Genomic DNA, 26,608 nt, shown 5'->3' on the forward strand with positions numbered 1-26,608 from the left:
AGAGCAATGGACCGCGCATCGTACCGACAAACTCACCGCGAACGGGAGAGGTCTCGCGAGAGCGCATCCAAGAAGGCTCCCACATCGGCGGTCATCTCGTTTCGGTCACCCTGGAGCAGATACGTGTGGTCCGCGTGCGGGTAGTACTTGACCGTGACCCGCTCCCGATGCGAGAGCCGCGGGAACATCTCATCGAACTGCCGCGGGTGCACGAACCCCGACCATCCGCCGGTGTAGACGAAGAGGATGCGCGCGCCTCGCGTGAGCATCTGATCGAGCTCACGGCGCGCCGTCTCCTTGGGCGGCCAGTCTTGGTAGAAGAGCCCCTTGCGCTCGTCCGACGCCTCCGCCGACGGGCCGATGGGGGTCGGGCCTCGCATGAGCCCCGCGACCATCGACCACGCGCGACCCGAGAGGCGCCGACCCGAGCCAGCCCAGCGCCCCGGCGACCGGAGCACCCGCTTCACGGTGGGCCGATGCGTGCTGAGCGTCGGGTAGGCGGAGCCGTCGAGCATCCAGAGGCCGACGACGCGGTCGTCGGCCACGCCGATGCGGTGCGCGTTCATCGCTCCCGAGCAGAGTCCACCGACGACGAACTGCCGCGCGCCGTAGCGCTGCGCCAAGAAGTCCATGGCAGCGCGGCCGTCTTTCAACACCTGCTCGGTGGCGTGCGCGCCTCCCTCGCCCTTCGCGCTGTCGCCGAGGCCGGACTGATCGAAGCGCAAGACCGAAAAACCTCGCTCCGCCAGGCTTCGCGCGAGCGACACGGCCAAACGGAAAGGGCCTGCACGATGGACGATGCCGGCGTTGAGCAGCACCACGAAGGGGCGCGACGCGGCGGCCGGCTCGCTGTCGAACGACGCGTCCGGCAAGGTGACGATGCCCATGAGCGAGCCGTCGGGACCGAAGGCATGAACGCGCTCCTTCGGGCTCATGACGTGCGCTCCTCGAGGTACGCCGTCACGGCGCGGAGCGCGTCGCCGGGGAGGAGCAGCTCTTCGACGTCGTCGGGGCTCACCCACCTCGAATCGAGCGTGACGTCGCGAACCGTGGCGTCCCGTCGGTCCCTTAGGCTCCGGCCCAGCGCTTCCAGCTCGAGGCTCCGGAACGACCGCACGAGACACAGGGGCGCGTCGGGCAGGCGCTCCGTGAGGTCCACGGACTCGATCTCCCGGAGGAGCGACGACCCGTAGTCGAAGCCGACGAGCTCCGAGGGCGGGCGCTGGGCACGACCGCTCGCCTCGAAGTAGCGAAGCGAGTCGGTGGTCAGCGAATCGGTCAGCAAGCGCAGCGATCGGACGAAGCGGTTTCCGAAGACGACCGGGTCCCACAGGACGACGTTTGCCGCGTCGACCGCCTGGGCGCCGAGCGCCGCCAGCGTCGCGCCGAAGCGGAGCCCCACGAGGGACACGTCACGGACCCCGGACGCATCCCGCAGCTCATCCTTGGCGGCGATCAAGTCTTCCGCCCAGCGCGCAAGGGTCGCCTCGTGAAGCTCACCGGCCGAGTCACCGACGCCAAACCAATCGAAGCGGAGGCAGTCGAACCCCGCCTTGTTGAGGGCGACCGAGAGCTGCCGCATCGCCCAATGCGAGCGCACGTGCTCCTGCCCGATGGGGGGGCACAAGACGACGCCGTGGTCGCGCCTGACGTTCGACGCGGCCTCGCTGAAGACGCCGAGCAAGGCGCTCTGGGATTGTCCGAAATACAGCGCGGGCACCGAAACTCGATTGGGCGACGCTCGTCAGCGAGCGTGGGCTTTCAAGTACCGCATTTCAAGGGTCGGGTGCGCTCGAAAGCAACGGGGGCGAAGACAACGCGCGTGGTCTCGGCCCGAGCGATCTCAGCGCCGGCCGAGTCGAGCGCGAACCTTATCGCGCGCGCCCGGGTGCACCGCCAAGACGAGCACGACGAAGACTGCGCTGTTCAAGAGCCCCGCCAGAATGAAGCTCAATGGCCCCTTGATGGGCAAGAGCAGGCTCGGAAGGACGAGCACGGCGTACACCACGAAGGCGACGAGCCCGCGGGCGTGGGTGCGGAGGTATTGGGCGATGGGGATGCCCAGCGTCCGCTTGAGGAGCCAAGGGAACACGAGGCCGCGGACGAGGATCATGGGGATCGCCGTGCCGAACGCGACGCCGTAGATGCCGAACCAATGCAAGAGGGCGACGCTGAGCGCGAGGTTGATGGCGGCTTCCACGAGCGTGAGCGTCGCGACGCCGCGAAGTTTGCCGGCACCGGCCAAGAGAGCGCCGCCGGGGCCGCTCGAGAGCTCGATGAAGTAAGCCGGCAACATGATGAGGGTGACTTGAAAGGCGCGGCCAACCCACGGCGTGTCGATCCACATCCTCAAGAAGGGCAGGCCCAGAACGCCGATGTTCACCAAGAGGTACGTGGAGACGAGGCCCACCAAGAGGTTCGTCTTCGCGAGGTGCGCGATGAAGCCCTCCCGGTCTTCCGTCTCGTAGAGCGCGCTGAACCGGGGGATCGACATGGCCGCGACGGCGCTGATGGTCGAATAGGCGATGGAGACGAGCCGGAGGCCGATGCCGTAGACGGCGATGAGCTGCGCGTCGTGGAGGAAATAGCCGATGACGGCGGCGTCGACGCCGAAGCGGAAGAGCTCGCCGATGTTGATGAGGAGCGAGCCGGCGCCGTAGAGCGCGAGCGTCTTGAGAAGCGCGCGGTCGACGGAGCGAGGCGAAGGGTGCCGCGTCCAGTCGCAGAGCCACAAGCCCACGCAGCTCACGACGAAGTTCCGGACGAGGGTCTCGCCGAGCGTGAGCAGCGCGAGGACCCACAGCGAGAGCCCGCGGCTCGCGAAATAGAGGACGAGGCCGAACTTGAAGACGAGGTAGGTCGCCGTCTCGACCGAGTCGGGGATGAAATACAAAGAGCGCGAGCGCAGGCTTGCGCCCAGCGGTCGGAACAAGAGATCGGAGGCCGTGGCCAGGCCGAGCACAAGAATGACCGCGTGTTCGCGCGCCAATACCGCGGGGTACGCCGTTGGCAAGACGACGACGAAGAGAGCGGTCACCAGCGAAGCGACGAGCCCCGCAACGCCAAAGAGAAGGACGCTGGTGCTGAAGATCTTCGACAGGCCCGGCCGATCGCTGCGAGCGAGGGCGCCGGCCGAGTACTTCATCGTGCCGCTTGAGATCCCGACGTCGAGGAAGCGCATGTAGACGATGAAGGAGTTGATGAGCAGCCAGACCCCGTAGGAGCTGTCGCCGAGGCCGCTGAGGAGCGCCGGGGTGACGACGAAGCTGCCGGCGGCGGCGATGAGCTGATTGGCCCACGAAGCGCCGAGGTTGAGGGCCGGCACGAAGCGACGCTCCTTCGCGATGAGGCGAGGCGCCGCGTCCGCGTCGCTACCCTTCGCCGTCGCGTCTTCCGTCGCCGCCAAAACTCCTCCGTCACGTTCGTCGCCTCGAGGGATCGCTCGCGGGCCGAGCGGAGCCATCCCAAGAGGCGCGACGGACGAAGGTACCTGAATCTCGGGCCAGGGAGCGCGCGCCTCATCGTCCTCCAAGCAGGCCTGCCCTCAAACCGGCTATAGGTGACCTGTGGGCGATGAGCTGTTGCACAGCCTGCCAGACGCCGTGCTCGTCGCGGATGGCGAGCGAATTACGTCCGTGAACGCGCGGGCGGAAGTGATGTTGGGCATGGATCGGGCCGCGCTCATCGGCAGACCATTGGCCACGGTCCTCGCGCCGGGAGAGCCGTCGCGGCTCGCGGCGCTGGCGGCCCAGCAAGACGCCGGTTGGGCGCCGCCGACGACCTTCCGGCTCCGCTTTCGGCCGCCGGGCGCGCGCGAAGTGCTCTCTGACGTACGCCTCGGACGCATTGGCGCGGCGCTCGTCGTGTGCGCTCGCGACATCAGCGAGGAGCGTCGTGGCGTCGAGCTCGTCTCGCGACTCGCGGAGATCGTGGGGCGCCTCGCCGCCTCAGCCGGCGCGGAAGCCCTCCTCGATGCGTGCGAGCCGATCTTCATCGAGCTCGGATGGACCGTCGCCTACAGCGCCATGAGCGGGGAGATCACGACGCCGCTGCGCGTCTTGGGGCGCGAAGACGACCCCATCGCTACCTACGGTCGCTCCATCATCGGCCGCCACCTCGAGCCGGCTCAGAGCCCCATCGCCGCCGAGGTCGCGCGGACGATGCGCCCGATCTTCCTCGACAACCTGCCGACCCTCGGCGAACAGTTCCGGGCCGCCACGACGCTCGACGCGTCGATGCGCGAGGCGCAAGTGCGGCGCAGCGCTTGGTGCCCGATCTTCAGCGACGGGCGCCTTAGTCACGTCCTCGCCGTCGCGGGTCCCGACATCACCGAGCACGATTTCGTCGCGCTCCAGCTTTTCGCCGCGCAGCTCGGCGCCGCCATGCGCGCGGCAGCCCTGCACGCCGAGCTCGTTCAGCGCGAGCGCCTCGCCGCCATGGGACGGATGAGCGCCGTCCTCGCTCACGAGGTGAGGACGCCCATCGCCGTGGTCTTCAACGCGCTCGGGGCGCTGAAGCACCTCGAGCCGACGCCCGACCAGACAGAGCTCCTGCGAATCATCGGTGAAGAAGCGCAACGGCTCCGCAGCGTCGCCGAGGAGGTCCTCGACTTCGCCAAACCCGGCGAGCCGCAGATGGTCGTCATCGACCTCTTGACGCTCGTGGGTGAAGCCTCCTCGGCGGCGATGCAGCATCCGGCGGTCCCGGCTCGCGCCGCCGAGCCCACCATCCGAATGGATGCCAACGGGCGCAGCGTCCGTGCCGACGCGGAGCTGCTCCGCGGCGCGTTGGTAAACCTGATCCAAAACGCGCTGTCGCACGTTTCCGCGGGCGGCGCCGTCCGTATCGAAGCGGCGCCCACGGGCGAGGAGGTCCGGCTCACGGTCTACAACGACGGGCCGACCATCGCGCCGGAGGCGGCCTCGCAGCTCTTCGAGCCGTTCTTCACGACGCGCACCCAAGGCATTGGTCTCGGGCTCTTCGTGGTAAGGCGCTCGGTGGAGACTTGCGGGGGCCGCGTGGAGCTCGACGCCACAGAGACCGGCACCCAGTTCAGCGTGTACTTGAAGGCCGCGAAGGAGGGCTCTCGATGATCCGCCTCGACCAACTGCTGAAGCTTCGAGGGATCGCCGACACCGGCGGCCAAGCGAAGGTGCTCGTCCAGAGCGGCCGCGTTCAGGTCAACGGCGCTGTCGAAACGCGGCGGGGTCGCAAGCTGGTCCTGGGCGACACGGTCCTGGCGGAAGGGCAATCCATCGTGATCGACGAGGCGCTCTTGGCGCGCACCGAATCGAACGAGTGACGCCATCGCAGGCTACGGGAATCGGAACTCGCTCTCGAGCGGCGTCGCGCCGCTGAAGTCGGTGTGGCGCACCCACGAGGGGCGCACGCGAAAGTACGCGATGCCAGGCCAAGACTCCCGCGACGGCCCGTCGGGAAATTGTGCAAAATACACGGCCTTGAGCTCCGAGAGCTCGGCGCCGGTCGGTTCGTCGGCCAGGCCCTCGAGCTGAACCGTCGCGGCGCCATCCCACATGACCAGCGCGATCTTGGGGTTAGCCCTCAGGTTCTTGCACTTCCGCGTCGTGTCGAGCGTGTCGAAGACCAGCTCGAGAGCGCTCGTCACGGCGACGCCGACCACGGCCGCCTGCGGCGTGCCATCGACGGTGGCGCTGGCTTGGGTCCAGAACGTTCCTTTGCGCATGAAGGCGAGAAGCTCGGTGCGATCCAGCGTTGGGGAATCTACGCGCGTCTGGCGACCGAGGCAGCAACCGCGCGCAACGCCCGAAAGGCGGCAGCCGTAGTAGCCTCGCCACGTGCCTCCGCTCGCAAAGAAGAAGCGCCTCGTCTGGCCGTGGGTCGTCGTGCTCGGCGCCACGGTGGCCACGGCCGCGTGGCGGCACCGCGGCGCCAGCGGCTATCCGCTCGCCGCCTTGGCGCCAGAAGCGCTCGCGTCACCCTTGTGGAAGGTGGCACCGGAAGCGCTCGACGGCACGACGCGTGACGACCTTGCGCGGCTCGAAGGCGCCGCCAAGCGCATCGACGAGGCCGTCGAGCGGGCGCGCGAAGCGGCACCCCTGCTCGAACGGGCACGCGTCGACGATCTCGATCCAGAAGCGCGGCGCCGCATCAGGGACGTCTGGGCACTTTTCCTCGACCCGCTCGTGGAGCTCGATCTCTTGAAGCGGCGCTACGCGGGGTGGTTCGGCGTCGACTACGTCAAACACGCGCCGCTCCACGCGCGTGCCTTCGCGCTCTCTCACGCAGCCCTGTCGTCGCAAGTCAACGCGGGCCTCCGCTTCGTAGACTTGGTGTCGAAGAAGACGCTGGCGCAGACGCTCTTCGACGAGGCGGTCCCCGAGCTGGGCGTCCCCAAGGGCTCGTTCACGGCGATGCGAAACGAGCTGGCGAGCGTCCGCGACCAGACGTTCGTACCGACCGGCGCCGAGTGGTACCGCCTGTGGATCGCACGTCACCTGTCGACGGAGGCGGACCGACGCTTCGACGAGGTCGTCAAGCAGCGTGAGGCGCTAGCGCTCAGCTTGCTCGGCCCCAAGGCGGCGCAAGGCAGCCTCGAGAACAAGATGGAGCTCCTCCGCTCCGCGGCGTTTCACCGGTGGTTTCCGGTTCAGAAGGAGCTCGCCGAGTGGGCCGGCGATACGCGTTTCGTGCCCGAGTCGAGGCGGCTCATTCAAGACAAGCAGCTCGGCGAGCTTCGGCAAAGGCTCGCACCCGGCGACATCGTCGTCGAACGACGCAACTGGTACCTCTCCAACGCCGGCCTGCCAGGCTTCTGGCCCCACGCGGCGCTCCACGTCGGCTCGGCAGACGAGCTGGCAAAGACCTTCGACGCCGACGACTCCGTGCGCGCCGCCTTCGGCACGAGCTTCAGCGAGCACTTTCAGGCGAAGCGCCCTGCCGTGTGGAAGGCGCTCTCGGCCAAAGACGAGCGCGGACACCCGAATCGCATCCTCGAAGCCGTCAGCGAGGGCGTCGTCGCCGCGTCGCTGGAGCACTCGCTCGGCGCCGACTACGTCGGTGCGCTCCGGCCTCGCCTCTCAAGGCGGCAAGTCGCCCAGGCCATCGATCGGGCTGCGTCGTACTTTGGCCGGCCCTACGATTTCAACTTCGACTTCGCGACCGACGACGCCGTCGTTTGCTCCGAGCTCGTGCTCAAGGCCTATGAGGGCAAGGCCGGCGAAGCGGGCCTGCGCGTTCCCTTCATCGTAACCGCGGGTCGACGAACGGTCCCGCCGACGGAGCTCGTCCGCCTCTACGCCAACGAACGCGCGGCTTGCGATGGCGGCCTTTGCGAAGGCGCACAACTGGAGTTCGTCGCGTTCTTGGACGGCCGCGAGAAGTCACGCTCGGCCGAGTGGGGCGACGCCGCGTCGTTCGCGCAGAGCGCGACGCGACCGAAGTGGGATCTGGCGCAGCCCTAACCTTTGCCACCGTGCGTCACCCTTGCGAGGCGCGGGGAAGGAGGCTCTCCTCTCGCTATGCTGGTCCCCCACCGCATTGAGACACCGAGGCTCACCCTCCGCTGTTGGTCGCCGGAGGACGCGCCTCGACTGAACGCAGCCATTGCCGCGAGCCGCGCGCACCTCGGCGAATTCATGCTCTGGGCGAAGAAGGAAGAGACCGTCGACGAAGAGATCGCCAAGCTGCGGCGATTTCGCGCCGCCTTCGATCAGAACACCGACTTCATCATGGGCGTCTTCGAGAAGTCGGGCGCCATCGTCGGGGGGACGGGCATTCATCCACGCGTCGGCCCCGGCGGGCTCGAGATTGGCTATTGGATCGCGGCGGACCGTACGCGTCGCGGCTATGCCACTGAGCTCGCGGCGGCACTGACGCGCGTCGCCTTCGAGGTCACCAAGGTGCGCTTCCTCGAGATCCGCACGGCCAGGAGCAACGCGGTGAGCGCGCGCATTCCCAAGAAGCTTGGCTTCGTGCACGAGGCCACGCTCCCTCGGCGACTCGAGCTCGTGAGCGGCGCCTTCGACGACGCCGACATCTTCACGATGCATGCCGATGCGTACGAGGGCAGCCCGGCGCACGCGACGCCCGTCGCCGCGTTCGACGCCGGCGGACGGCAAGTGCTCGGCTGAACGGTCGATGAACAGAGATGCTCGCTGGCCGCCCTTCGGATAGCGTCGCTCGCGAATGTCCACCGTCACGAGCTTCTTTCGCTTGGCCGCGGGCCTTGCCGCCATCGGCGTCCTCGTGGCGCTCATGCTACCGGTGCTCGTGCTGCTCCTGCCGTGGCGCGGCCTACGCATCCGCGTCGCCAACGTCTTCGTGACGCTCATCGGCCGCTCCGTCATGGCGTGCAGCGGCTGCACCGTCACGGTCCTTGGCTTGGAGCACGTCTCCGCCGCTCGCCCTGCCATCTACGCATGCAACCACACGTCGATCCTCGACGCCTTCACGACCATCTGGCTGACGCCGAAAGGCACCGTGGGCGTCGCGAAGAAGGAGGTCCTCTACTACCCCTTCTACGGACAGGCCTGGTGGCTCGCGGGCCACGTCTTCGTCGATCGCGGGCGCACCGAGAAGGCGAAGGCGGCGCTGCGCAAGACGGCGCGCTTCATCGCGGAGCAAGGGCTCCACCTGTGCATTCTCCCGGAAGGCACGCGCTCCGAGACGGGACGCCTCTTGCCCTTCAAGAAGGGCATCGTGCACCTCGCCCTCGAGACGAAGCTGCCCATCGTGCCGATGGTCACCGTGGGCCTCGAGGGCGTCTGGAAGAAGGGCACGCTCCGCCTGGACCCGCGCGCCGTAACGATCACGTTCTTGCCGCCCATCTCCACGAAAGACTGGAGCGAAGAGCGCATCGAAGAGCACGTCCAAGAGCTGCGCGCGCCGTTCTTGAAGGCGCTGCCAGAGTCGATGCAGCCGGTGGGCTGAGGGGGGCGGGGCGGGACTACCAACCGAGCGAATCGAGCGAGGCGATGTCGACGCGGACAATGCGGTCGATGTTGCCGAAGGGCGGATGCGTCGGATGGTCGACTTCTGCGAGCACGACTTCGGTGGGCGACACGGCCATGACCGCAACGAAGTTGTTGCCGCCGGGCCTTGAGCCAATGGTCCAGACCTTCTTTGTGGAGAGCTGAACCACCTGGAGCTGGCAGATCGGATCGTCGACAACCGTCGTAGGCGAGCACGCAATGGCGGCGGCGTAGTCACCATTGAGCGCCAGAGACCGATTGATTGAGCTCGACGGCGCCGACTTGAGCAACGGCCCGTGCTCCACGGCACCGAGCTTCGTACCGACGACGGGAGCCGAGTGAAACTTGGTTGTCGCGTACGAACCGTAGGAGCGGTCTCCCACGGGCCCCGTCGCGGTGATCCACGCGACGCGCTGGCCGTCCATGGCGACGGCGACCGGCGTCTCATCAGTCATCTCCGCGAGGGTGTTCACCGCCGCGTCTGCAGTGATCCCCTCGATGATGCCACCGCCGTCGGTGCTGAACCGGGCCACGGCGAGCAACGCGCCGCGCGCCGCGGTATCGAAGACTTGCGTGCCCAACGTTTTTGGCACGACAAACGCGGGCGCATTCGGACTGTCGAGGAGCCCCACTTGTCCGGCGGCGAAGATTAGGCCGTAGGCGTTTTCGAAGGAGAAGCGATCCAGCGGGATGGCGGGCGCGGTCACGGTCACGCCGTGCCACGCGATGGGCTTGCCGGGTTCAGTCGGCAGCTTGCCAAAGGTCCAAGAACTCTCGGGATCCCGGGCCGCGACCGGCGCCACCAGAAGCGCAGCATCGTTCACGCCTGCGCCAAAGCCGCAGACATTTGGAGACCCGCGGATGGCTGGCGCCGCGACGGTCACTCCGTCGGACAGCCGAGTGAGCTGCTGTACGCGAACCGGTGCGGCTCGATACCCCGTGAGCAAAGACAAGTAGGCCTCGCCACCAACCACAATTCCGGTCGAATGCACGCCGTCGACGTAGACGGCCGTGTCGATGGGCAAAAGCGCAGGGCCCACGCGACACCCCGTCCCACAAGATGTCCAGACACGAGCGGGAAAGGGGTCTGGCACGACGCGCGCCTCGAAGAGCGGACAACCGAAGTCGTTTGCGACCGGAGTCCAGATCGCCGGGTCGGAGAGGAAGCCACCGTCAACCAACGGCTCGGCATCCGTGATCGGCGTCGCATCGCGACGCGCGTCAGGCCCCGCGTCGCGCACGCTGCTTCCATCCGCAGGCGGACTCGGAACGCCAGGCTCGTCGCTTGAGCATGCGAAGTGCAGCGATGCGCTCGTGGCAATTGCGAAGAGGCCGGCGAGTCCTGTCGCACGAAGTACTGAACGCAACCTGATCACAGACCCAATCTCCTAAGACGAAGCAAGTTTCTAGAACCGCATTCCCACAGTGTCAGCAGCGAACGTGAGCGACTTCGTGCTGATCATCGCTTGCGCGGTGTCGACAAGGACCGGCACGAAGACGCCGCTCGCCATGCGCACCGGCGTGTCGAGCAGGAGCCCCGTCGGGTGAGTGGCGTTGACCCACACGAGCGCGCCCGTGTCGACGCGGAAGCGGTAGGCGTCCCACGTGCTCCCGGCCGTAGGCTGCCCCGTCACGATGAAGCTGCCATCGTTGTCGACCGCGAGCCCGAAGCGAGAGTAACGCGCCGAGTCTCGCGCGTTGACCAGCGTCGTCGAGGTCCCCGTCGCCATGTTGAAGAGCGTGAGTCGGTCGTAGGTCAACGAGTCGACGGGATTGACCCAGCGATCGAGCGTGACGAATCGCTTGGCCTTGGCGTCGTAGGCCGTCGCCAAGACGTCGGCGACCGGCACCTGTTGGACGGCGGCGAAGAGATGCGTCCACGTGTCTGTGTCGATCCCATAGCTCCAAACCTCGCTCGTGACGCGACCGGTCGCAGGATCGTGGCCACCGACCATCACGAAGCGGCGCTCGCTCGCCGAATAGAACGCGCCGTAGCTCGTCCGATCGCTCGGGACGAATCCGGGGGTGCCGGCGGGCGGTGTTCCTGGGGTCTTGGCTCGAAGCGTGTAGGTCGAGAGCCTCAACATGGTGGGCCGCAAGCTCGCTGCCGTCCACGTTGCCGGCGCGCCCACGTAGATGGCGTCGGTCGCGGCTCGGTTTACCTGCGTGCCCGGCTCCGACGGGCTCACCCATCGCATGTCGGTCCGACTCATCAGCGTGCGAACGGAAGCCGGGATGACGGGCGTGAGGTCCACCTGAGGTTGGCCCGCGCCGCCGACGGCGACGTGCTGCCCCGCCGTGGCGGTCGTGTACGCCCGCGCCGGCCAGCCCACCAAGGTGAAGGGCGCGGGATTGTAGTAGTCCCGAATCGGTGCCGGATCCCAAAGCCAATCGGGCCGAAGCACCAACTGGCAGTAGTGAAACACGCACGGTAGGTGCCGAATCGTGTAGAGCGGCTGCAGCGGGCGAACGAGCGGCGTCGTGACGTATTCGTAGTTCTCGCGGAGCTGTTGCAGGCTCGACGAGTCACGTGTCGACGCGGCCGCGCCGTCTCGCACAGAGCTCCAGAAGAGACCGACGGTTCCCGCGACGCCGTTGACTGTGACGCTCTCGACGCGCGCATCGGCGACGTCGCGAGCGGAGAACCAACCGAGGACCTCCGGAGTGCCGACGCGCGTGTTCTCCGTCTGCTCCGGGTGCGGCAGAAACTGCGTCGTAGTCGTCGACGAGAACGTGCGCGTGAGCCGTTGGTCGATGCCGGCGCCCACGGCGGGGGTAGGTGGCATCGCGATGCCGCCGGTCGTCGCGGTCGTCACCTTGTTCCAGCGCGTGCCGCTGGCGTCGAAGTCGCCGCGAAGCGTTCGACATCGCAAAGTGGACGAGCACGAGTTCTTGTCGATCACGCTGGTCCCATCAAGCGGATCCGTGCACGAGCAGTGGCGAAACCCAACCGGCCCAGAGACCGTGGAAACCGACCCGCCGACGCCCAAGCCCGCCGTCGAAAGGAACGTCGTGACCGCGCTCGTCGAAGCGTACGTCGGCGCGTTCGGGACGAAGCCACCGAGGATCGGCTTCGACACGAAGACCGGTACCGGATCGCAGATGTCGCCTAGCGCCGTCGCGCCGACCTTGGCCTCCGCGAACGTGTTCGAGTTCGCTTCCATGCCGAGGTTCGCCACGGTGGGGCAATTGTCGCAAACGTCGCCAATGCTGTCGCCGTCGGTGTCGTCGCGCTGGGTCGCGCAGCGGCCGAGCAGCGTGATGTTGGTCTGGCAGGTTCCGCCGGCGCACTGGGCGTTCGTAGAGCACGCGGCGCCGACGTTGTTGCCGGTCAAACACCGCCCAAACGAGCCAGCCGAGATGCACGCCGCGCCGCCGCAATCGGCAGACGTCGTGCAGCGAACATAGCCGTTCGGCTTCAAGGAACAGTTGTCGCAGGTGTCGCCCACCCCGTCGGCGTCGGCATCGAGGCCGTCGCTGGCGCTTGTCGGGCAGGTGTCGCAAACGTCGCCGATGCCGTCACCATCGGCGTCTTGCTGGTTCGCGTTCTTGCATATCGTCGTCACGTAGCCCCGGGCCGTGCAGGCGGTAGCCGGGCAATTGTCGCAGGCATCTCCGACCCCATCGCCGTCATCGTCAGCTTGGTTGGGGTTGGAGCAAAGCCACGGCTTGGTGAGGCACTGCGGAGCCTTGGCTGGCGTGCAGTTGTCCGTTGCGTCATTGATGCCGTCTTCATCGGCGTCGGCGATGAACTGCCGGAGGAACTGGCCGTTGCCGTTGCCGGAGTGGTCGAACGTCGGGGAGTCTCGATTGACCGTGCTAAGCAGCACCGTGGCTGTGCCGGAATGGACCCCGAACGCCGTCGCCTGGGTGCCGTTCATGAAGAACGTGCTCGGTCCACCTGAGTCCCCGGGGTCAGAGCGCGCTCCCTGAACGGTCTCGATGTACTTCCATGAGCAGGTTCCAAGTCCCAAGACGCCGCAGTCCTGAGTGAACGTCAGAGGTGGATTGGTTGCCGCGAAGCGCGTGGTGGTGCCTGCGAAGCCAATCATCTCGCTTGCGGTCGGCATGAACACCGGTTGGCTAAGCGCGGGATTGAAGAGCCGATCAAGGAAGTCGCCCGCCGTGTACAGCTTGAGGGGCGACGGCAACTCTGTGGTCGTGAGGTTGCGCGACAGCAATACGACAGCGAGGTCGCGGTCCGCCCGGCCGGCCGGCTTCGAGGAAGGCGGCACACAGAAGATGTTCGCGAAGTCGGCAGGGAAAGGCGTCGCACTGAGGATCGAGACCTGAGCGGCCGGTCCGACGGCCTGCGGCAGCGAGAAGACCCCGGCGGCCCCGCCGCACAGGCAATGTGCAGCGGTGAGCACTCGGTCTCGACCGAACGCGATTCCGGAGCAAAATCCGCCGGTCGCGAAGTTTATGTACCCCACCGCGCGATACGGCAGCCCCGGCTCATTCGTGACGTCGTGAACGTTCCCGCCCGAGATGTGCTCACGAATCGTGTGGGTAGCCGTGGGGGGGGGGACCTACCTCGAGGTCACTGCATGACGCAAGCAACCAGCCCAGCCCGATCAGCACGCCCAGCCGCCCGCCTTCACGAAGTCGTCGCATCGCGTGTCCCCCCCGAGCCGTTGGATTTCCGCCTCAAGACAGCGAAGGCAGCCCCTGACTATGGCCGCGTTCAACTCGTGCGCACGGTCAACGCGCCAACGCTTCGCAAATGAGTGGGACCCTGCGGCACGCGGAACGCGAGCGCCATCCGTTGGAGCACACGAGCCTCTAGCGGCCTTTCCCTTCGGCCGCTCACTTCGTCACTTCGGACGAATGCGGTACACCACGTTCGCCTGATCGTCGGCCACGAAGAGGCTCCCGCGCGCGCCCACGGCGACGCCGCTCGGGCGTCCAATGCGCGTTGTGCCGTCGGCGAGTTGGAAGCCCGTGACGAAGTCCGTGAGCTGCTTTTGGGGATCGGCCCAATCGACGGGAATCTTCGGCGTGTCGCCGTCCATTTCGACGAACACGACGCGCGGCGCGGCGATGTACTTGCCGTTCGCGTCATGCCACGAGCCGTGCAGCGACAAGAAGAGACCGCCCTTGTGGCTCGCGGGAAAGGCGAAGGTGCCCGGCTGGTTCGCTGGGTAAAACGCCGCTCCGATGATCGTTGAGTAGGCTGGCACCACCACGCGAGGCACGACCACGCCGGAGCAATCGGCGCCGGCCTTGTAGGCCACATGGTTCTCTTCGCAGTCGGGCCAGCCGTAGTCGGCCACGCCAGCGTGCGCCGTGACAGGGTCGAGGAACTCGTAGGGGTGACCCGTCGGCAGATCGTCTTGCCCCGCCCCCCCCGCCCAAAGCGAGCCGGTCTGGGGGTGCACGGCGACCGCGATGGCGTTGCGGATTCGCTTGGCTCGCGTCGTCATGCCGCTGCCATCGGCGCCCATGATCTGAATCGTCGCGCGTGTGGGATCGGTCTCGACGCAGGCGTTGCACGAAGAGCCTACCGAGGCGTAGAGCTGGCCCTGCGAGAAACCCAGCGACGTCGTGACGTGGCCGCCCCCGCCACCGGGGCGGACCTTCGCGATGCCGGAGCCTGGGGCCGCTGACGTTTGCCCGTCGACGTAGGGCATCGAATGAATACCCTGCGTTGTGGCGGCGTAAACCGTGCAGTTTGCACGCGCGAAGGTGACGCCGTGGGCCTGCGACTCGGGGAGCGTGGCGAAGGTCGTCGCCGCGCCGGAGGCGCCGTCGGCCTCGGCGCCGGGAATGAGCATGAGCCGAGTGCCCGACGTGCCCACGAGGAGATCGCCGTTGGGAAGCGCCGCTAGGTGGCGCGGCGAGGTCACGGTCGCGAGCGTTTCGATCTTGTACCCAGCGGCGAGCGTCAAGGCCGGCGCCGGCGGAGGGCTCGCCTGCGGCGCGGCTGTCGAAGGCACGTCGCCGCGGCACGCGGGAGGTCCCGCGTCCGCTTCAGTGACGAGGATGCCGCCGTCGGTGACCGGGAAGGTCACGCTGCCAGCGTCGGAAGGCGTTTGCCCGGCGGGGGTTCCACCGCCAGCGGTTGCGCCGTTGGCGTCGTCGGCTCCGCAGGCGGCGACGAAGGACGCGGTGGTGGCCAGGGCGAGCGCGGCGCCGGGCGCCACGCGAAGGAAGGCGATGAGGAGCTTCACGCCGCGGATGGTAGCGGAAACTGCGCCGAGGGGCGCGAGGCCACGTCAGGCGCGCTTCGGCCGCACGACGAAATTCCCCTCGCCGTCGGCGGCGATGGCGCCCTCCTTAAGGAGGCGACCGGCGGCCCGCTTGAAGGCCTTCTTCGACAGATCGAAGAGCTCGCGCAGCTCGTCGGGGCTCGACTTGTCGGAGACGCGCGGTGGCGTGGGGCCCGAGAGCACCGCGAGGATGCGCTGAGCGTCGCCTTCGAGCTCCAGGTGGGCCGGGCCGCGCAGCGAGAGCTCGATCTTGCCGTCTCGATGCACGTGCGTGATGCGAAACTTCGCGGCGGCGCCGCGCTCCAGCCGGTGCGGCTCGCTCACAGGAACGAGCCCTACGTGCCGACGCTCGACGATGACGAAGAGCCCGAGCGAGAGGTCGTTGCGCCAGGCTTCTCCTTGGACCCACTGGCCGACCTGCGCATCCGGCAGCTCGTCGAGCATTTCCGTTACGCGCATCGTTCCCGCGAGGCGCCCCGTGTCGTCGAGGATGAGGCCCACGGGGTGACGTTCGCCGATGAAGACGTCGCGGGTCTGCTCGCCGAGCGGCACGAGCAACTCCTTCGGTAGCCCCCAATCGACGAAGGCTCCAAAGCTCGTCTTGGCCTTGACCTCGAGAAACGTCACCTCGCCGAGGGTGAGCTTGGGCTCCTCCCGCGTCGCGATGGGTCGATCCTCCGAATCGAGCGCGATGAAGACCTCGATCTCGTCGCCTTCGGCGGCGTTCTCCGGAACCTCGCGCCCCGGCAAGAGGACCACGTCGCGGTCTTCCTCGGCGCGCTCCGAGAGGAACGCGCCCGGCGAGCCGACGCGCCGCACCGAGAGCGTCACGTGGTGGCCCAAGTGATCGAGGATCATGCGAGCACCCGCTTCGCGAAGTCGGAGACCTCGTCGAGCACCGCTTGGGGAATCGTGTGACCGCCGCGGAAGGGGTGCCACGTGACCGGCAGGCCGTGCGCGACGAGCGTGTCCTTGAGCGCCTCCGACGTCGCGAACGGCAAGAGCTCATCCTCTCGGCCGTGGCTCATGAAGACCGGCAAGCCGCGCCGTGGCTCGTAGCGCGCCTCCCATTCGCCAGAGGCGATGTGCGTCGCCGACATGAGGACGACGCCCGCGAGCGCGCGCGGATACCGAAGGGCCACGTCGAGCGCGAGCATCGCGCCTTGCGAGAAGCCACCGAGGAGCAGCTTGCCGGGTGCCGGTGCGAAGATGCGTTCGATCTCCGTGAGGAACGCGTTCACCTTCGCGCTGACTTCGTGCAGGCCCTCCGGCACCTCGTGGACGTCTGGCGCTTCGCCGCGCGCGCGGCGGCGCATGCGGGCCTCGAGATCGATCCACCACCAGGCTCGCCCGCCCATGTACTCGGGCGGCAGTTCGAGCGGCGCTTCCGGAAACACGAAGCGCGTGCCCTCGGGCATGTCGAGGACGCCAGACAGCGCGACGAGATCGTCGCCGGGGGCGCCGAAGCCGTGGAGGAGCACGACGACAGGGCCGTCACCGCCGCCGCGGGAGTCGGAGCCACCGGTGACGCGCGCCGCGAGAGGGAGCCTTTCCATGCTCTGGACCATAGCAGCAGCAGCGGTCATAGCGGCGGCCCTGCGTCGCGTCTCGTGACGGCCGTCTCGCGAAGCGTGGCGCCGCCGGCGCGATGCGCCTGGATCGAAGCCGCCCACCGTGCGAGCGTGGCAACGCGCCTTGCCGTCCACTCCGCCTTCCACGAACGCGTCGCCGGGACTGCGCGCCGTCGCCGCTCTCGCGCTCGCATTGACGCACGCGGCACTCGTCGTGGGCGGCGTCTTGCCGCGCTATGACGCGCTCGTCTTCGTGCCCATGGCGTCGCTCTTTGCGTGGCTCACGGTGCCGCTCTCAAGACGAGTCGGCCTGGCGCTCACGATGGCCTTCTTCGTCGCCGTGGGAGCCTCATCGTTCGCGCACCAACTATGGACCGGACTCGAAGGGCGCCACGCGCTCGTCGGCGGCATCATTCCGTGGAGCGACGCCGAGGGTTTCCTCTCCAACACCTGGCGTCTCGTCCACGGCTTGCCGCTGAGCACGCCGGCGACGCTGACGGCGATGCGTCCGCTCTATCCCTTGAGCCTCGCCGGCGTCATGTCGCTCACGGGCTTCGACCTGCGCGCGGCGCTCGGCGTCTTCGGGCTCGTGGCCGCGCTCTTGATGGGAGCCGTATCGCGAGAGCTTGGCGCGCGTTATGGCTGGCGCGCGCTGGCCGTCGTCCTCGTCGTCTTCGCCTTCTTCCTGCGGCGCTACCTCTTTGTGGTCGCGACGGAGGCGCTCGCCGCCATTGCAGGCCTCGTGGCCTTCCGACTCTTGCTCGCGGCGACGCCCCACGGCGGCCGAACGCTGCGAGGCGGGCCTCTCTTGCCGGTCGCGTTCTTGTGTCTCGGCGTGGCGCTTCTCGCGCGCCCCCCGGGGCCTCTCGTCGCGTTGCCGCTCTTGGTCGTCTGGATCGCACGCCGCGCCGAAGCCCGCGGGCGAAGGCTCGCCTTCCTGTGCGCCTTGTCGCTCGGCGCCGCCGCGATCGCGAACGCGTCGTTGATCCGCTCGCTCGGCGACGGCTTCGGGCGCATGGGCGGCGAGTTTCCGCCGGTCCTCTACGGCGCCGTTCACGGCGAGCAGTTCACGTACCTGGGCGAGGTCCACCGCGACGTTGCCGACCTGCCACAAGCGGAGCGCATGAACGCGACCTTGCGTCTCTTGGGGCGCGAGATCGCCGAGAGGCCGTGGCTCGTCTTCGGAATCTTTCGGAGCGCGGGTTCGTTCGTAGCGGGTCCCCACGGAACGTTCTCGGTCATTCACTACGCACCTGACGACACGCACCTGGAGGGCTCAGGCACCTTGGGCGAACGGGCCCGACGACTCGTCGACAACGCCGGCCTCTACCGCGCGCTCAACCTGATCTTCATGGCCACGCTCGGCGGCCTCTACGCCCTCGCGCTCCTCCGCGAGTCGTGGCGCGCCGCGCGCGCGTGGCGGCGCGGGACCCTATCGCGCGTAGGCGAGGCGGCGCTCTTGGTGTTCGCCGGCACCGTCAGCGCCGCGTTCCTCACGCCTCCGTGGATCACCGAGAGCGCGCAGCTCCAAGCGTCCACCTTGAGCTTCATGGCGGTCCTGCCTTGGATCGCGCGGGCCGACGAGCGAATGGCGACGGCAGGGGCTCACCCGCGTGCGAGCGAGGCTGGGGAAAGTCCAAGGTGGCTCGCGCTTGCGCCCGTTGTTGGTCTTCTCGCGTGGTTCGCGGCTTCGTTCGCGGCGTGCTTCGTTCGCAAGTCCGACGTCCCGAAGGGGGCGTGCGACACGCCGCGCGCGTTCTTCTTCGAACCGAGCACGGCGGTGACCGTGGGCGAGGCCGGCTACACGATGGCGCGCGCCCAAGAGAACTTGCGCATGGTGGGCAAACACAACGGCGATCTCGTCGACTCGCTCCGCGGCGACCTGGCACCCGGCTTCACGGTGGCGCTCGCATTCGACGGTTGCGCTGGCCGCGCGGCGGCCTGGACGGGGCCGAGCGCGATGCGGTCGATGACGCGCGCGTGGTCGCGTCCGAGCGCGACGCCCGTCGACGCCAGAGGGCGTGTTTTTCGCGTCGATGTCGGCAGCGCGGACCCGCGCCGCGGCGTTGACTGACAGCGCGTTCGTTGTGGGCGATGCTGCGCGAAGCATGAGCCCCGCGTCCTCTCACGTGTCCTCGCCTCAACTCCAGCCCCTCCTCGTCATCGGCAACAAGAACTACTCGTCGTGGTCGCTCCGGCCGTGGCTCGCCCTCAAGTGGGCGGGAATTCCCTTTGACGAGCGCGTCGTGTTCCTGGGAGGTCCGGGCTACGGCAAGTCACAGATCCCGGAAGTTTTGGCCTTGAGCCCGTCGGGACGCGTCCCCGCGCTCCACGTCGGCGAGACGCGCATCTGGGATTCACTCGCGATCATCGAGTGGGCCGCCGAGGTGTCGCGACAGGGCAAGCTCTGGCCCGACGAGCCGATGGCGCGCGCCGTCTGTCGCTCCCTTGCGTGCGAGATGCACTCGAGCTTCGGCGCGTTGCGCCGCGACCTCGGAATGAACATCCGGCGACGCACGACGCCTCGCGACTGGCCCGGCGACACGCGCGCCGATCTCGCGCGCGTCGTCGACATCTTCACGGCGACGCGCCGTGACTTTGGCGCGCCTGCGGGCGGGCCGTTTCTGTTTGGCGCGCGGACGGCCGTCGACGCGATGTTCGCGCCGGTGTGTACGCGCCTTCGAACGTACGGCGTCCCCCTCGAGGGCGCGGCAGCGGCGTATTGCGCGGCGGTGCTCGAAGACGCGGCCTTCCGCGAATGGGAGCGGGCCGCAGAGGCCGAGACGCAGACGATCGCCGAGACGGACGCGCTGTAGGTCGAGCCGCTCCGGGCGGCGGGAGCCCTCGAGGCGACGGACAACACCACGGACTATTCCGGACGGCGCCTTGCGTGGCCGGCGCCACCGACAATGGTGCGCGCGAGATGCTGAAATCCCGTCGCGCGGTCGTTCTCGCGCTTATTTCGATCGCCGTGGTCCCCGCGGCTTGCTCCAGTGAAGGCTCGACGACGAACGCGACGGCCACGGCGTCCACGGCCGACGCCTCGACGGAAGGCGCTTCGCCGACGGGCCTCGGCGCACCGAAGTGCGTGAGCGCGTTCACCGCCGGCGTGCCGAAGCTGGACGCCCAAGGTTGCGTCGCCAAACCTCAAGCACCGGACCGCCTCGACGAAGCGCTGGCCAAGTTAGGCAAGGACCGCTGCACGCTGACCTACCCGCCGACCTGGCGCGATGCCTTCACCTTCACGAAGGACGCCTACCGCCTCTCGTACGTTGACGAGATCCACGACCATCCGCTCCTCTTGCCGGGCTTCGCCAAGAACCTCGGCGCCGATCTCGACCTCGCCGCCGCCTCCGAACGACCCGTCGCAGAAGCCATCGCGCTCGCACAAGCGCGCCTCGGCAAGCCGGTCGCTGAGGCGTGCGATCCCGGCGCCGAGCTCGTGGGCCCGGCAACCGAGGCGGCGCCGTTGGCGCGAGCCATCGCGGATCTCTTGCGCGGAGCCGGCGCGGACGCCGACGACGACGCCTTGACGGCCGGCGTGGCAGCGGTGCCGCTCGAGCTGCAGCGAGCCCTCTCGCCCATCGTGCGCATCCTCGGCGAAGGCCCGGCAGCGCAGGCCAAGGCGCTCGGCCCCTACGCGGATCTCAAGACCGAACTCCTCAAGGTGAGCCAGCTCGTGGTCCGCGGGAAGGCCTTCAACGTCGGCGGCGCTCGGGTTCGCGACGCGCTGCGAGACTTCGACACCGGCGCCATGGCCACCTACGCAGCGCGCCTCGCGCTCGCCGTCGAGTCGGCCAACCTGACGCGCTTTCGCGACGTCACCGGCTTCGAGGTCACCGTGCCGACGCCGCTCGGCAGCATCGTGCTGCGCGATGGTGCAAAGCACACGTATTCCCCGAACGACGCCGCCATCGGCAGCGACGTCCTGTTGGTGCTCGACACGGGCGGCGACGACACCTACCGGATCCCGGCCGGCGCGCCGCAGAACGGCAAGGCCGTGTCCGTTGCGATCGATCTCGGCGGCAAGGATCGCTACGGCTACGACGAGGTGCCCAACGCAAAAGACGGCGCGCGGCTCCCCTCCGACGCAGCCGGTCGCTACACGCCGGTCGATGTTCCAAAGAACGACGACGGTCCGGTATCGCTCTCGACGACACCCAGGCAAGGCGCGGGGCTCTTGGGCGTGGGCATGCTGTTTGACCTCGGCACGGAAGGCGATACCTATCGCTCGCTCCGCATGTCCCAGGGCTTTGGCGGCCTCGGCGTCGGCGTGCTGTACGACGCCGGCGGCGACGACGTCTACGAGGTTGAGGCGCTCGGACAGGGCTCCGCGATGTTCGGCATCGGCCTCTCCATCGACGTGAGCGGCAAAGATGTGCGCCGCACCTATTACACGTCGCAGGGCTTCGGCTACGTGCGCGGCTTCGGAGCGCTCGTCGACAAAGACGGCGACGACGAATACCTCGCCGACGTCGGCGATCCGGCCTTCGGGGGCGACCCGCTCTACTGGACGCCGCAGATCCCGGGCCGCGGCAACCAGAGCTTCTCCCAAGGGGTCGGCTATGGACGCCGCGACGACGCGACCGAGCACTACATGAGCGGCGGCATTGGTGTCTTGCGCGACTACGCCGGCAACGATCGCTACCGCGCGTCGGTGGCCTCGCAGGCGAGCGGCTACTGGTTCGGGACCGGGCTCCTGCTCGATCGCGCCGGCAACGATCGCTACGACGACTTCTATTACACGCAGGCCACGACGGCGCACTTCGCCCACGCCGTGCTCCTCGATGAAGGCGGCGACGACGAGATCAACCAAGAGCTTCCGCCCACGGCCACGGGGCCCGGCGTCGGTCACGACTTTGGCGTGGCGTTCCTCATCGACCTCGGCGGCAACGACAAGGTGCGCGCCAACGTGCTCGGCCTCGGCGCCGGCAACGACAACGGCATCGGGGTCTTCTTGAACATCGGCGGCGACGACACCTACCGCGGCGAGACCGACTCGCTTGGCGGACGGTGTTACGGCGCCGCCATGGGCTCCGATCCGTCGCTCAACCGGGGCGGCTGGCCAACCTACGGCCTCTTCCTCGACGTCGGCGGCAGCGACACCTACACAGTGCAGGCGAAGGCCGCGACGCGCGACGGGACGTCTTGGGCCGGCCCCACATCGGGTCGTCCCGAGTCGAAGGACCTCGGTGCGGGTCTCGACGTCAACGACGGGACCGCCGAGCTTCCTTGACGCGGCGCGCGGCGCTTCGCCGATATCCCCTATCGCCTTCGACGTGCGCGCCGATAGACCGCAAGGATGAGGCCGCCGGCGGACTGGTGGCCTGCGCGTTTGGTTGCCAGGCACTCTTGAGCGGCACGGACGATGTCTCGGCAGACGCGGCGCCGCCCAACGGAGCGGAGACGGAGCCGCCGATCGGCGCGGAGACGGGCCCGGTCGCGATAGCTGAAGCGGCGCCGGCCACCGATGCGTCTGCCACGGACGCGCCGGACAACACCGATGGCGACAGGCCCCGGGCCGATACCGGACTGGGCTGCCCACCCGAAGGCAATGCGACCGCGTGCCCGACGGGCGTCACGCCTTGGTTCGGCCGCTGCTATTTCATCCCCGAGGGCGGCGGCAACCTCCGTCCTAGCGAAGGCGTGTGGTTTTGCAAGGACGCGGGCGGCTACCTCGCGACGGTGACGTGCGCAAGCGAGTTGATCCAAGTCAATCAGCTGATCCCCGGCACCCCGATCGCGCTGGGCGCCATGGGCTTCGATGGCGGCGCAACCTGGCAGTGGAACACGGGGGAGCCGTTCATTTTTTCCAACTGGCAGTCGGGGGAGCCATCATCGGACGGCGGTTGCCTAGCAGCCGCAAAGTCGGGGCCGCGGCAGGCCACGTCATGCGGGTCCACGAAGGTCATCGTTTGCGAGATGGGCCCTCTGACACCGTGAAGCCCGGCGCGGAAGCGCGCGCGACGCGGCGACCACAGCGGCGAGCGCCGCACCTTCCGCGCCGACGGGCCTACGAGCCGAACCTTCCAAGCCCAAAGAGCGACAGATCGTGCCGCGTCGAGCCGGTCGTCGCGAGGTCCGCCAGCACCTCGCCGATGACACTCGCGAACTTGAAGCCGTGCCCGGAGCACGGTGACGCCACAACGACCTGCGGCAGGCCTGGCAGCGTATCGACCACGAAGTGTTCATCGGGCGTGTTCGTGAAGAGGCACGCCTTGAGCGCAAGCGTCGGCCCGTCGGCTGCGGGAAAGAGCGCTCGCAGGGCGTGGCGGAGGGTCGCTTCGTCTTCGTCGGTTGGCTCGCGCGAGAGCGAGTCTGCGGGTCCACGCTCGTACCTGTGGTGGTAGACGCCGATCTTGAAGCCGGGGACGCCGAAGACAGGGAATTGGTAGGTGTGAATCCCGGAGAGCTCGACGACCGACACGGGAAACGCGCCGAGGCGAAAGAGCTCCGGCGCCTTCGGTTGAAACCAGCCGAGGACTTGCCGCTCGGGCACCGCCTTCTCGGCCAGCGCCGGAACGTGCTCCGCCATCCACGCGCCCGTCGATAGGACGAGCCGCGCCGCCTCGTAGACGCCTCGCGTGGTCGTCACGCGAACGCCGCCGCCGGCCGTCGGCGCCCAGCTCGTGATGGCTTCGCGCGCGCGAATCTCCGCGCCCTCCGCCATCGCCATGCTCGCGTGCGCCACGATGGCGCGCTCGGAAAGGACGAAGCCCGCGTCGGGCTGCACATTGGCGAGGTGACCCTCCGGGAGCTGGTACGCCGGATACCGCTTCGCGAGCTCCTTCGCCGAGAGCAGCTCGTGCGCGAGTCCGTGCACCTTGCAAGCTTCCAGCGAACCGGTCACGACGCGGCTCGTCTCCGCACCAGCGTCGATGCCGCCGGTCACGTAGAGGAGCTGCTCGCCGAAGCGTTGCTCCGTTTCTCGCCAGAGCTCGTAGGCGCGCCGAAGGAGCGGCACGTACGAGGGGTGCTCGAAATACGCGAGGCGAATGATGCGGTTGGTGCCATGCGAGGAGCCCATCGCGTGAGGGATGTCGAAGCGCTCGAGGCCGAGCACCTTCTTCTTCCTGCGCGCGAGCTGCCACAACGTGGCCGACCCCATGGCGCCGACGCCGGCGACGATCACGTCGTAGGTGGGCATGGGCGTCATCGTCGCACGGGCCGGCACACCGCGTCTGGCATCAGCGGTCAGCGTCCCCGCGGCGACTGCCTACGAGCGACGCCACGACGCTGCCGCCGTAGAACAGCCACGAGAGCGCTCCCAGGAGGACCGCTGCGTTCATCGCCGCCGAGATCGCCTCAGCGAGGGTGCGTGCCTTGTCCTCGGGGTGAGCGGCCGCGGCCGCGGCGAATGCGCGGATCAGAAAGAAGCCAGCAGCGCCGCCCGCAAGAACGAACGCGACGAAGCCGGCCACGGGGAGGTAACGGAGACGGAGCAACCAGGGTGTTGGACGCCGAGCCGCAACGCGCCGCGCCCAGGAGAAGAGGACAAGGGTGACGCCGGCCTGGACCCCGAGCGTCAGGGCAAGGAGCAACGCGATGATCAGCCCCTCGCCGGCGCCGAGCGACACTCAGGCCCCCTGCTTTGCTCGCGCCGTTGCCATCAACGACGATCCTGGAGCGGCTCTGACGCTCCAGCCTTCGGCGCCTTCGCTGCTGGCGGACCGCTGGCGTCTGTGCCCGCGTCGCTCGGTGACGACACCACGGACGGCGCCGCTGGCACCGCGCCTAACGCGAGCTGCCCCTGGCGCGCGAAGTCGATGGCCTCGGCCAAGACGCGTGCGGCTTCCTGGGGCGCGTGGAAGCCCATGCTGTTTTCCGCGGCGATGAAGTCGAGGCGCCACTGCGCCTTGCGTTGAAGCGCCTGGGCCGCCTTGAGCGCGTCGGGCGCCACGCCCTGGGCCTTGGCGCGGACGATGGCGTCGATGAGGTCGACGATGGCCGTCCCGCCGCGCTTCATGAGGTCGTAGGTGCGGCCCTGGATGATGTCGACGCGGCGCTTCATTTCGTCTTCACCGAAGCGGTGGCAGGTCTGGCACGCGCGGTTGACGTTGAGCAGCGGGCTGCGCACCCAGTGATCGCTCACCTTGCTGGCGCCTTCTCGCATGTATGGCATGTGGCAGTCGGCGCAGGACACGCCGCTTTGAGCGTGAATACCCTGGCTCCACAGCTCGAACTCGGGGTGCTGCGCCTTGAGGATCGGCGCCTCGGTCTCCTTGTGCGTGTAGTCGCTGAAGGTCGCGCCGTCGGCGAACTTGGTTTCGTTCCAAAACGCCTCCGCGTCCTCCGCCTTGAGACCTTTGCCCCAGGGGAAAGTGAGCGGCATCTTGGTCGAGCAGTAGTACTCGACGTGACACTGTCCGCAGACGAAGGAACGGAGCTCGTTGCGGGTCGCCTCTCGATTCGGATCGTACGCGCCGCCGCGCTTGGCAGCTCGCCACTCGGCGATGCTGGGCATACCGGGCGTCGGGGCGTCAGAGGCCGCGAGGGCGGCGATGCCCTTGATGAAGCCGGGTCGCGTCACGCGAAGGGCCATCGTCTTGGGGTCGTGGCAGTCGACGCAGCTCACGGGGTGCGCGTGGCCGCTGTCGTGGAGCTTCTTGTCGAGGTCTTGGTAGCTGAACTTGAACGTCTGCTCGAAGCCCTTCATGGCGTCGCCCTGCCCAAGCTCGCGATAGAGGGGCATGACTGACGCATGGCAATGGAGGCACGAGCCCGACTGGGGCTTCGTGAGGCGTTTGGTGCCCTCTTGGTCGGTGAGCATGTACGCGTGGCCGCGACGATCGCGGTAGTCGATCGAGAAGGCGTAGCCGAGAAACATTCGTTTGAGCCAAGGCTCTCGGTCAATCTTCTGCTCCGGCAACGCTTCGCTCCCCGCGTGGCCGCCGAAGCGCGTGCTCGTGTGAATCGCGGTCCGCTTGTAGCCATCGTATTGGGCCGGCCAGTTGCGTCCCCACTTCTCCGCGTCCGTATCGTCCTCGCCGACGTCGACGACGCGGACGTGCGCCTGCTGCTGCTCGACCTTCTTTTCGAAGATGTTCGTCAAGAGCGCTGTGACACCGACGCCAACGGCGGCGGACGCAACAATGACGGCGACGACGGCGCCGCGGCTGTTCCAGAAGGACGATGAGGGATCGGGCATGGGCGGACTCGCTTACTTGGACGAAGGCGGTAGGGGTGCGGTCGGGTTAGGCGGTGCGACCTTCATGTGGGCTAGCTCGCGCGCACGCAGCGGACCGCCGAGCGCAGCGCGCGTGCCGTGCCCTACGCTCTGGTGGCAATGCACGCACGTCCCCACGGGAGACTCGGACGTGCTTCCCGCTACGGCTTCGACCAACGAGCCATGGCATCTGCGGCAGTTGGCTTGAAGAATCTCGGAGCTTCGCGGCTTGAGTGCGATGGGCTCCGCGAACGTGTCGAGGGAAAATTCCTTCCCGTGGCGCCAACCGTTCTCGGCCTTGGCGAGGTATTTGGCGAAGAACTCGTGCGGCAGGTGACAGTCGACGCATTTGGCGGCCGTGTGGTGGCTCGACTTCTGCCACCCGTCGTATTGGCTCTGCATGATGTGGCAGTTGGCGCAGGCCGCCGGGTCTGTCTTGAAATACGAGAGCCCCTTGGCGTAGCGGAACGTGTAGGCGCCGACACCGAGAGCGAGCCCCTGCGTGATCCCGGCCACGAGGAGCAGCTTTGCGCTCGCGCTTTGGCTGAATCGTCCGCGAAGGCTCATGGTCGTTCGCCTGGGGCGCGCCCAAGCGGACCTTCTTTAACACCCGAGGGGGGGGGTGCGTCCAGAATCGCGACAGTTGCGGAAGACGCGTGTGCTTGCGGCCGACGCGGACGTTCAATTCGCTGACGCGAGCCGCGGCTCCCG

Annotated in this window: 22 protein-coding genes; 9 read left to right on the forward strand and 13 right to left on the reverse strand. The window is 68.1% G+C overall.

All coding sequences use genetic code 11. The features are described 5' to 3' along the window. Positions 1 to 32 precede the first annotated feature (32 nt). The 3 genes from IPG50_27245 to IPG50_27255 form a co-directional block, all read right to left on the reverse strand. Complete coding sequence (locus IPG50_27245; protein MBK6695872.1) at positions 33 to 935, reverse strand: alpha/beta hydrolase; 903 nt, start codon at positions 933 to 935, stop codon at positions 33 to 35. Beyond that, positions 932 to 1,720: an alpha/beta fold hydrolase gene (locus IPG50_27250; protein MBK6695873.1), complete on the reverse strand. Its 789-nt coding sequence runs from the start codon at positions 1,718 to 1,720 to the stop codon at positions 932 to 934. The genes IPG50_27245 and IPG50_27250 overlap by 4 nt, the downstream gene beginning before the upstream one ends. Positions 1,721 to 1,843: 123 nt before the next feature. Then, positions 1,844 to 3,463, reverse strand: a complete 1,620-nt coding sequence (locus IPG50_27255) for a polysaccharide biosynthesis C-terminal domain-containing protein (protein MBK6695874.1) — start codon at positions 3,461 to 3,463, stop codon at positions 1,844 to 1,846. Between the two features lie 103 nt (positions 3,464 to 3,566). On the opposite strand from IPG50_27255, the gene IPG50_27260 reads away from it, so the two are divergent. Together IPG50_27260 and IPG50_27265 are read left to right on the forward strand one after the other, a co-directional pair. Beyond that, positions 3,567 to 5,093, forward strand: a complete 1,527-nt coding sequence (locus IPG50_27260; protein ID MBK6695875.1) for a GAF domain-containing protein — start codon at positions 3,567 to 3,569, stop codon at positions 5,091 to 5,093. Continuing rightward, positions 5,090 to 5,302 carry an RNA-binding S4 domain-containing protein gene (locus IPG50_27265; GenBank protein ID MBK6695876.1) on the forward strand — a complete coding sequence of 71 codons (213 nt, stop codon included), beginning with the start codon at positions 5,090 to 5,092 and terminating at the stop codon, positions 5,300 to 5,302. The genes IPG50_27260 and IPG50_27265 overlap by 4 nt, the downstream gene beginning before the upstream one ends. A gap of 12 nt (positions 5,303 to 5,314) precedes the next feature. On the opposite strand, the gene IPG50_27270 is transcribed toward IPG50_27265, so the two are convergent. After that, positions 5,315 to 5,704 (reverse strand): pyridoxamine 5'-phosphate oxidase family protein, encoded by a 390-nt coding sequence (locus IPG50_27270; GenBank protein ID MBK6695877.1) that lies wholly within the window; start codon positions 5,702 to 5,704, stop codon positions 5,315 to 5,317. Between the two features lie 112 nt (positions 5,705 to 5,816). Between IPG50_27270 and IPG50_27275 the strand changes: the two genes are divergently transcribed. Genes IPG50_27275 through IPG50_27285 form a run of 3 tightly spaced genes read left to right on the forward strand, consistent with a single transcriptional unit; the run spans position 5,817 to position 8,910 of the window. Then, positions 5,817 to 7,442: a hypothetical protein gene (locus IPG50_27275; GenBank protein ID MBK6695878.1), complete on the forward strand. Its 1,626-nt coding sequence runs from the start codon at positions 5,817 to 5,819 to the stop codon at positions 7,440 to 7,442. Between the two features lie 57 nt (positions 7,443 to 7,499). Beyond that, positions 7,500 to 8,111 (forward strand): GNAT family N-acetyltransferase, encoded by a 612-nt coding sequence (locus IPG50_27280; protein MBK6695879.1) that lies wholly within the window; start codon positions 7,500 to 7,502, stop codon positions 8,109 to 8,111. Positions 8,112 to 8,166: 55 nt separating this feature from the next. Next, the gene (locus IPG50_27285; protein MBK6695880.1) at positions 8,167 to 8,910 is read left to right on the forward strand and encodes a 1-acyl-sn-glycerol-3-phosphate acyltransferase; all 744 of its coding nucleotides are present in this window, start codon (positions 8,167 to 8,169) and stop codon (positions 8,908 to 8,910) included. Between the two features lie 16 nt (positions 8,911 to 8,926). On the opposite strand, the gene IPG50_27290 is transcribed toward IPG50_27285, so the two are convergent. The 5 genes from IPG50_27290 to IPG50_27310 form a co-directional block, all read right to left on the reverse strand. Next, a complete protein-coding gene (locus IPG50_27290; GenBank protein ID MBK6695881.1) occupies positions 8,927 to 10,192 on the reverse strand; it encodes a hypothetical protein in 1,266 nt (421 codons plus the stop codon). Positions 10,193 to 10,357: 165 nt separating this feature from the next. Continuing rightward, positions 10,358 to 13,384, reverse strand: coding sequence for a thrombospondin type 3 repeat-containing protein (locus IPG50_27295; GenBank protein ID MBK6695882.1), 3,027 nt, complete (start codon positions 13,382 to 13,384; stop codon positions 10,358 to 10,360). Positions 13,385 to 13,765: 381 nt separating this feature from the next. Beyond that, positions 13,766 to 15,121, reverse strand: coding sequence for a hypothetical protein (locus IPG50_27300; GenBank protein ID MBK6695883.1), 1,356 nt, complete (start codon positions 15,119 to 15,121; stop codon positions 13,766 to 13,768). Positions 15,122 to 15,166: 45 nt separating this feature from the next. Then, entirely contained in the window at positions 15,167 to 16,018 is an 852-nt protein-coding gene (locus IPG50_27305; GenBank protein MBK6695884.1) for a nucleic acid-binding protein, read from the reverse strand. Continuing rightward, on the reverse strand, positions 16,015 to 16,716 hold the full coding sequence (locus IPG50_27310; protein ID MBK6695885.1) for a phospholipase: 702 nt from the start codon (positions 16,714 to 16,716) through the stop codon (positions 16,015 to 16,017). The genes IPG50_27305 and IPG50_27310 overlap by 4 nt, the downstream gene beginning before the upstream one ends. Positions 16,717 to 16,855: 139 nt before the next feature. On the opposite strand from IPG50_27310, the gene IPG50_27315 reads away from it, so the two are divergent. From IPG50_27315 to IPG50_27330, 4 genes are all read left to right on the forward strand, one after another. Next, on the forward strand, positions 16,856 to 18,805 hold the full coding sequence (locus IPG50_27315; protein ID MBK6695886.1) for a hypothetical protein: 1,950 nt from the start codon (positions 16,856 to 16,858) through the stop codon (positions 18,803 to 18,805). 34 nt (positions 18,806 to 18,839) lie between these two features. Next, positions 18,840 to 19,547, forward strand: coding sequence for a glutathione S-transferase family protein (locus IPG50_27320; GenBank protein ID MBK6695887.1), 708 nt, complete (start codon positions 18,840 to 18,842; stop codon positions 19,545 to 19,547). Between the two features lie 155 nt (positions 19,548 to 19,702). Beyond that, a complete protein-coding gene (locus IPG50_27325) occupies positions 19,703 to 21,967 on the forward strand; it encodes a hypothetical protein (protein ID MBK6695888.1) in 2,265 nt (754 codons plus the stop codon). A gap of 116 nt (positions 21,968 to 22,083) precedes the next feature. Beyond that, on the forward strand, positions 22,084 to 22,674 hold the full coding sequence (locus IPG50_27330; protein MBK6695889.1) for a hypothetical protein: 591 nt from the start codon (positions 22,084 to 22,086) through the stop codon (positions 22,672 to 22,674). A 70-nt stretch (positions 22,675 to 22,744) separates the two neighbouring features. Here the strand turns inward: IPG50_27330 and solA are convergent, their stop codons facing one another. The 4 genes from solA to nrfH are packed head-to-tail and all read right to left on the reverse strand — an operon-like array spanning position 22,745 to position 26,464. Next, on the reverse strand, positions 22,745 to 23,878 hold the full coding sequence (gene solA, locus IPG50_27335) for an N-methyl-L-tryptophan oxidase (protein MBK6695890.1): 1,134 nt from the start codon (positions 23,876 to 23,878) through the stop codon (positions 22,745 to 22,747). Between the two features lie 40 nt (positions 23,879 to 23,918). Next, on the reverse strand, positions 23,919 to 24,308 hold the full coding sequence (locus IPG50_27340; protein ID MBK6695891.1) for a hypothetical protein: 390 nt from the start codon (positions 24,306 to 24,308) through the stop codon (positions 23,919 to 23,921). Between the two features lie 32 nt (positions 24,309 to 24,340). Continuing rightward, the gene (locus IPG50_27345; GenBank protein ID MBK6695892.1) at positions 24,341 to 25,879 is read right to left on the reverse strand and encodes an ammonia-forming cytochrome c nitrite reductase subunit c552; all 1,539 of its coding nucleotides are present in this window, start codon (positions 25,877 to 25,879) and stop codon (positions 24,341 to 24,343) included. 12 nt (positions 25,880 to 25,891) lie between these two features. Next, positions 25,892 to 26,464 (reverse strand): cytochrome c nitrite reductase small subunit, encoded by a 573-nt coding sequence (gene nrfH, locus IPG50_27350; protein MBK6695893.1) that lies wholly within the window; start codon positions 26,462 to 26,464, stop codon positions 25,892 to 25,894. Between the last annotated feature and the right edge of the window lie 144 nt (positions 26,465 to 26,608).

It is taken from the genome of Myxococcales bacterium (assembly GCA_016703425.1).
GTDB lineage: Bacteria > Myxococcota_A > Polyangia > Polyangiales > Polyangiaceae > JADJCA01.

Bases quoted from the DNA above. Each gene is read 5' to 3' on its own strand.
- IPG50_27310 (MBK6695885.1), bottom strand. From the start codon at position 16,716: ATGGAAAGGCTCCCTCTCGCGGCGCGCGTCACCGGTGGCTCCGACTCC.
- IPG50_27280 (MBK6695879.1), top strand. From the start codon at position 7,500: ATGCTGGTCCCCCACCGCATTGAGACACCGAGGCTCACCCTCCGCTGT.
- solA (MBK6695890.1), bottom strand. From the start codon at position 23,878: ATGCCCACCTACGACGTGATCGTCGCCGGCGTCGGCGCCATGGGGTCG.
- IPG50_27255 (MBK6695874.1), bottom strand. From the start codon at position 3,463: ATGGCTCCGCTCGGCCCGCGAGCGATCCCTCGAGGCGACGAACGTGAC.
- IPG50_27245 (MBK6695872.1), bottom strand. From the start codon at position 935: ATGAGCCCGAAGGAGCGCGTTCATGCCTTCGGTCCCGACGGCTCGCTC.
- IPG50_27345 (MBK6695892.1), bottom strand. From the start codon at position 25,879: ATGCCCGATCCCTCATCGTCCTTCTGGAACAGCCGCGGCGCCGTCGTC.
- IPG50_27305 (MBK6695884.1), bottom strand. From the start codon at position 16,018: ATGATCCTCGATCACTTGGGCCACCACGTGACGCTCTCGGTGCGGCGC.
- IPG50_27285 (MBK6695880.1), top strand. From the start codon at position 8,167: ATGTCCACCGTCACGAGCTTCTTTCGCTTGGCCGCGGGCCTTGCCGCC.
- IPG50_27320 (MBK6695887.1), top strand. From the start codon at position 18,840: ATGAGCCCCGCGTCCTCTCACGTGTCCTCGCCTCAACTCCAGCCCCTC.
- nrfH (MBK6695893.1), bottom strand. From the start codon at position 26,464: ATGAGCCTTCGCGGACGATTCAGCCAAAGCGCGAGCGCAAAGCTGCTC.
- IPG50_27270 (MBK6695877.1), bottom strand. From the start codon at position 5,704: ATGCGCAAAGGAACGTTCTGGACCCAAGCCAGCGCCACCGTCGATGGC.
- IPG50_27265 (MBK6695876.1), top strand. From the start codon at position 5,090: ATGATCCGCCTCGACCAACTGCTGAAGCTTCGAGGGATCGCCGACACC.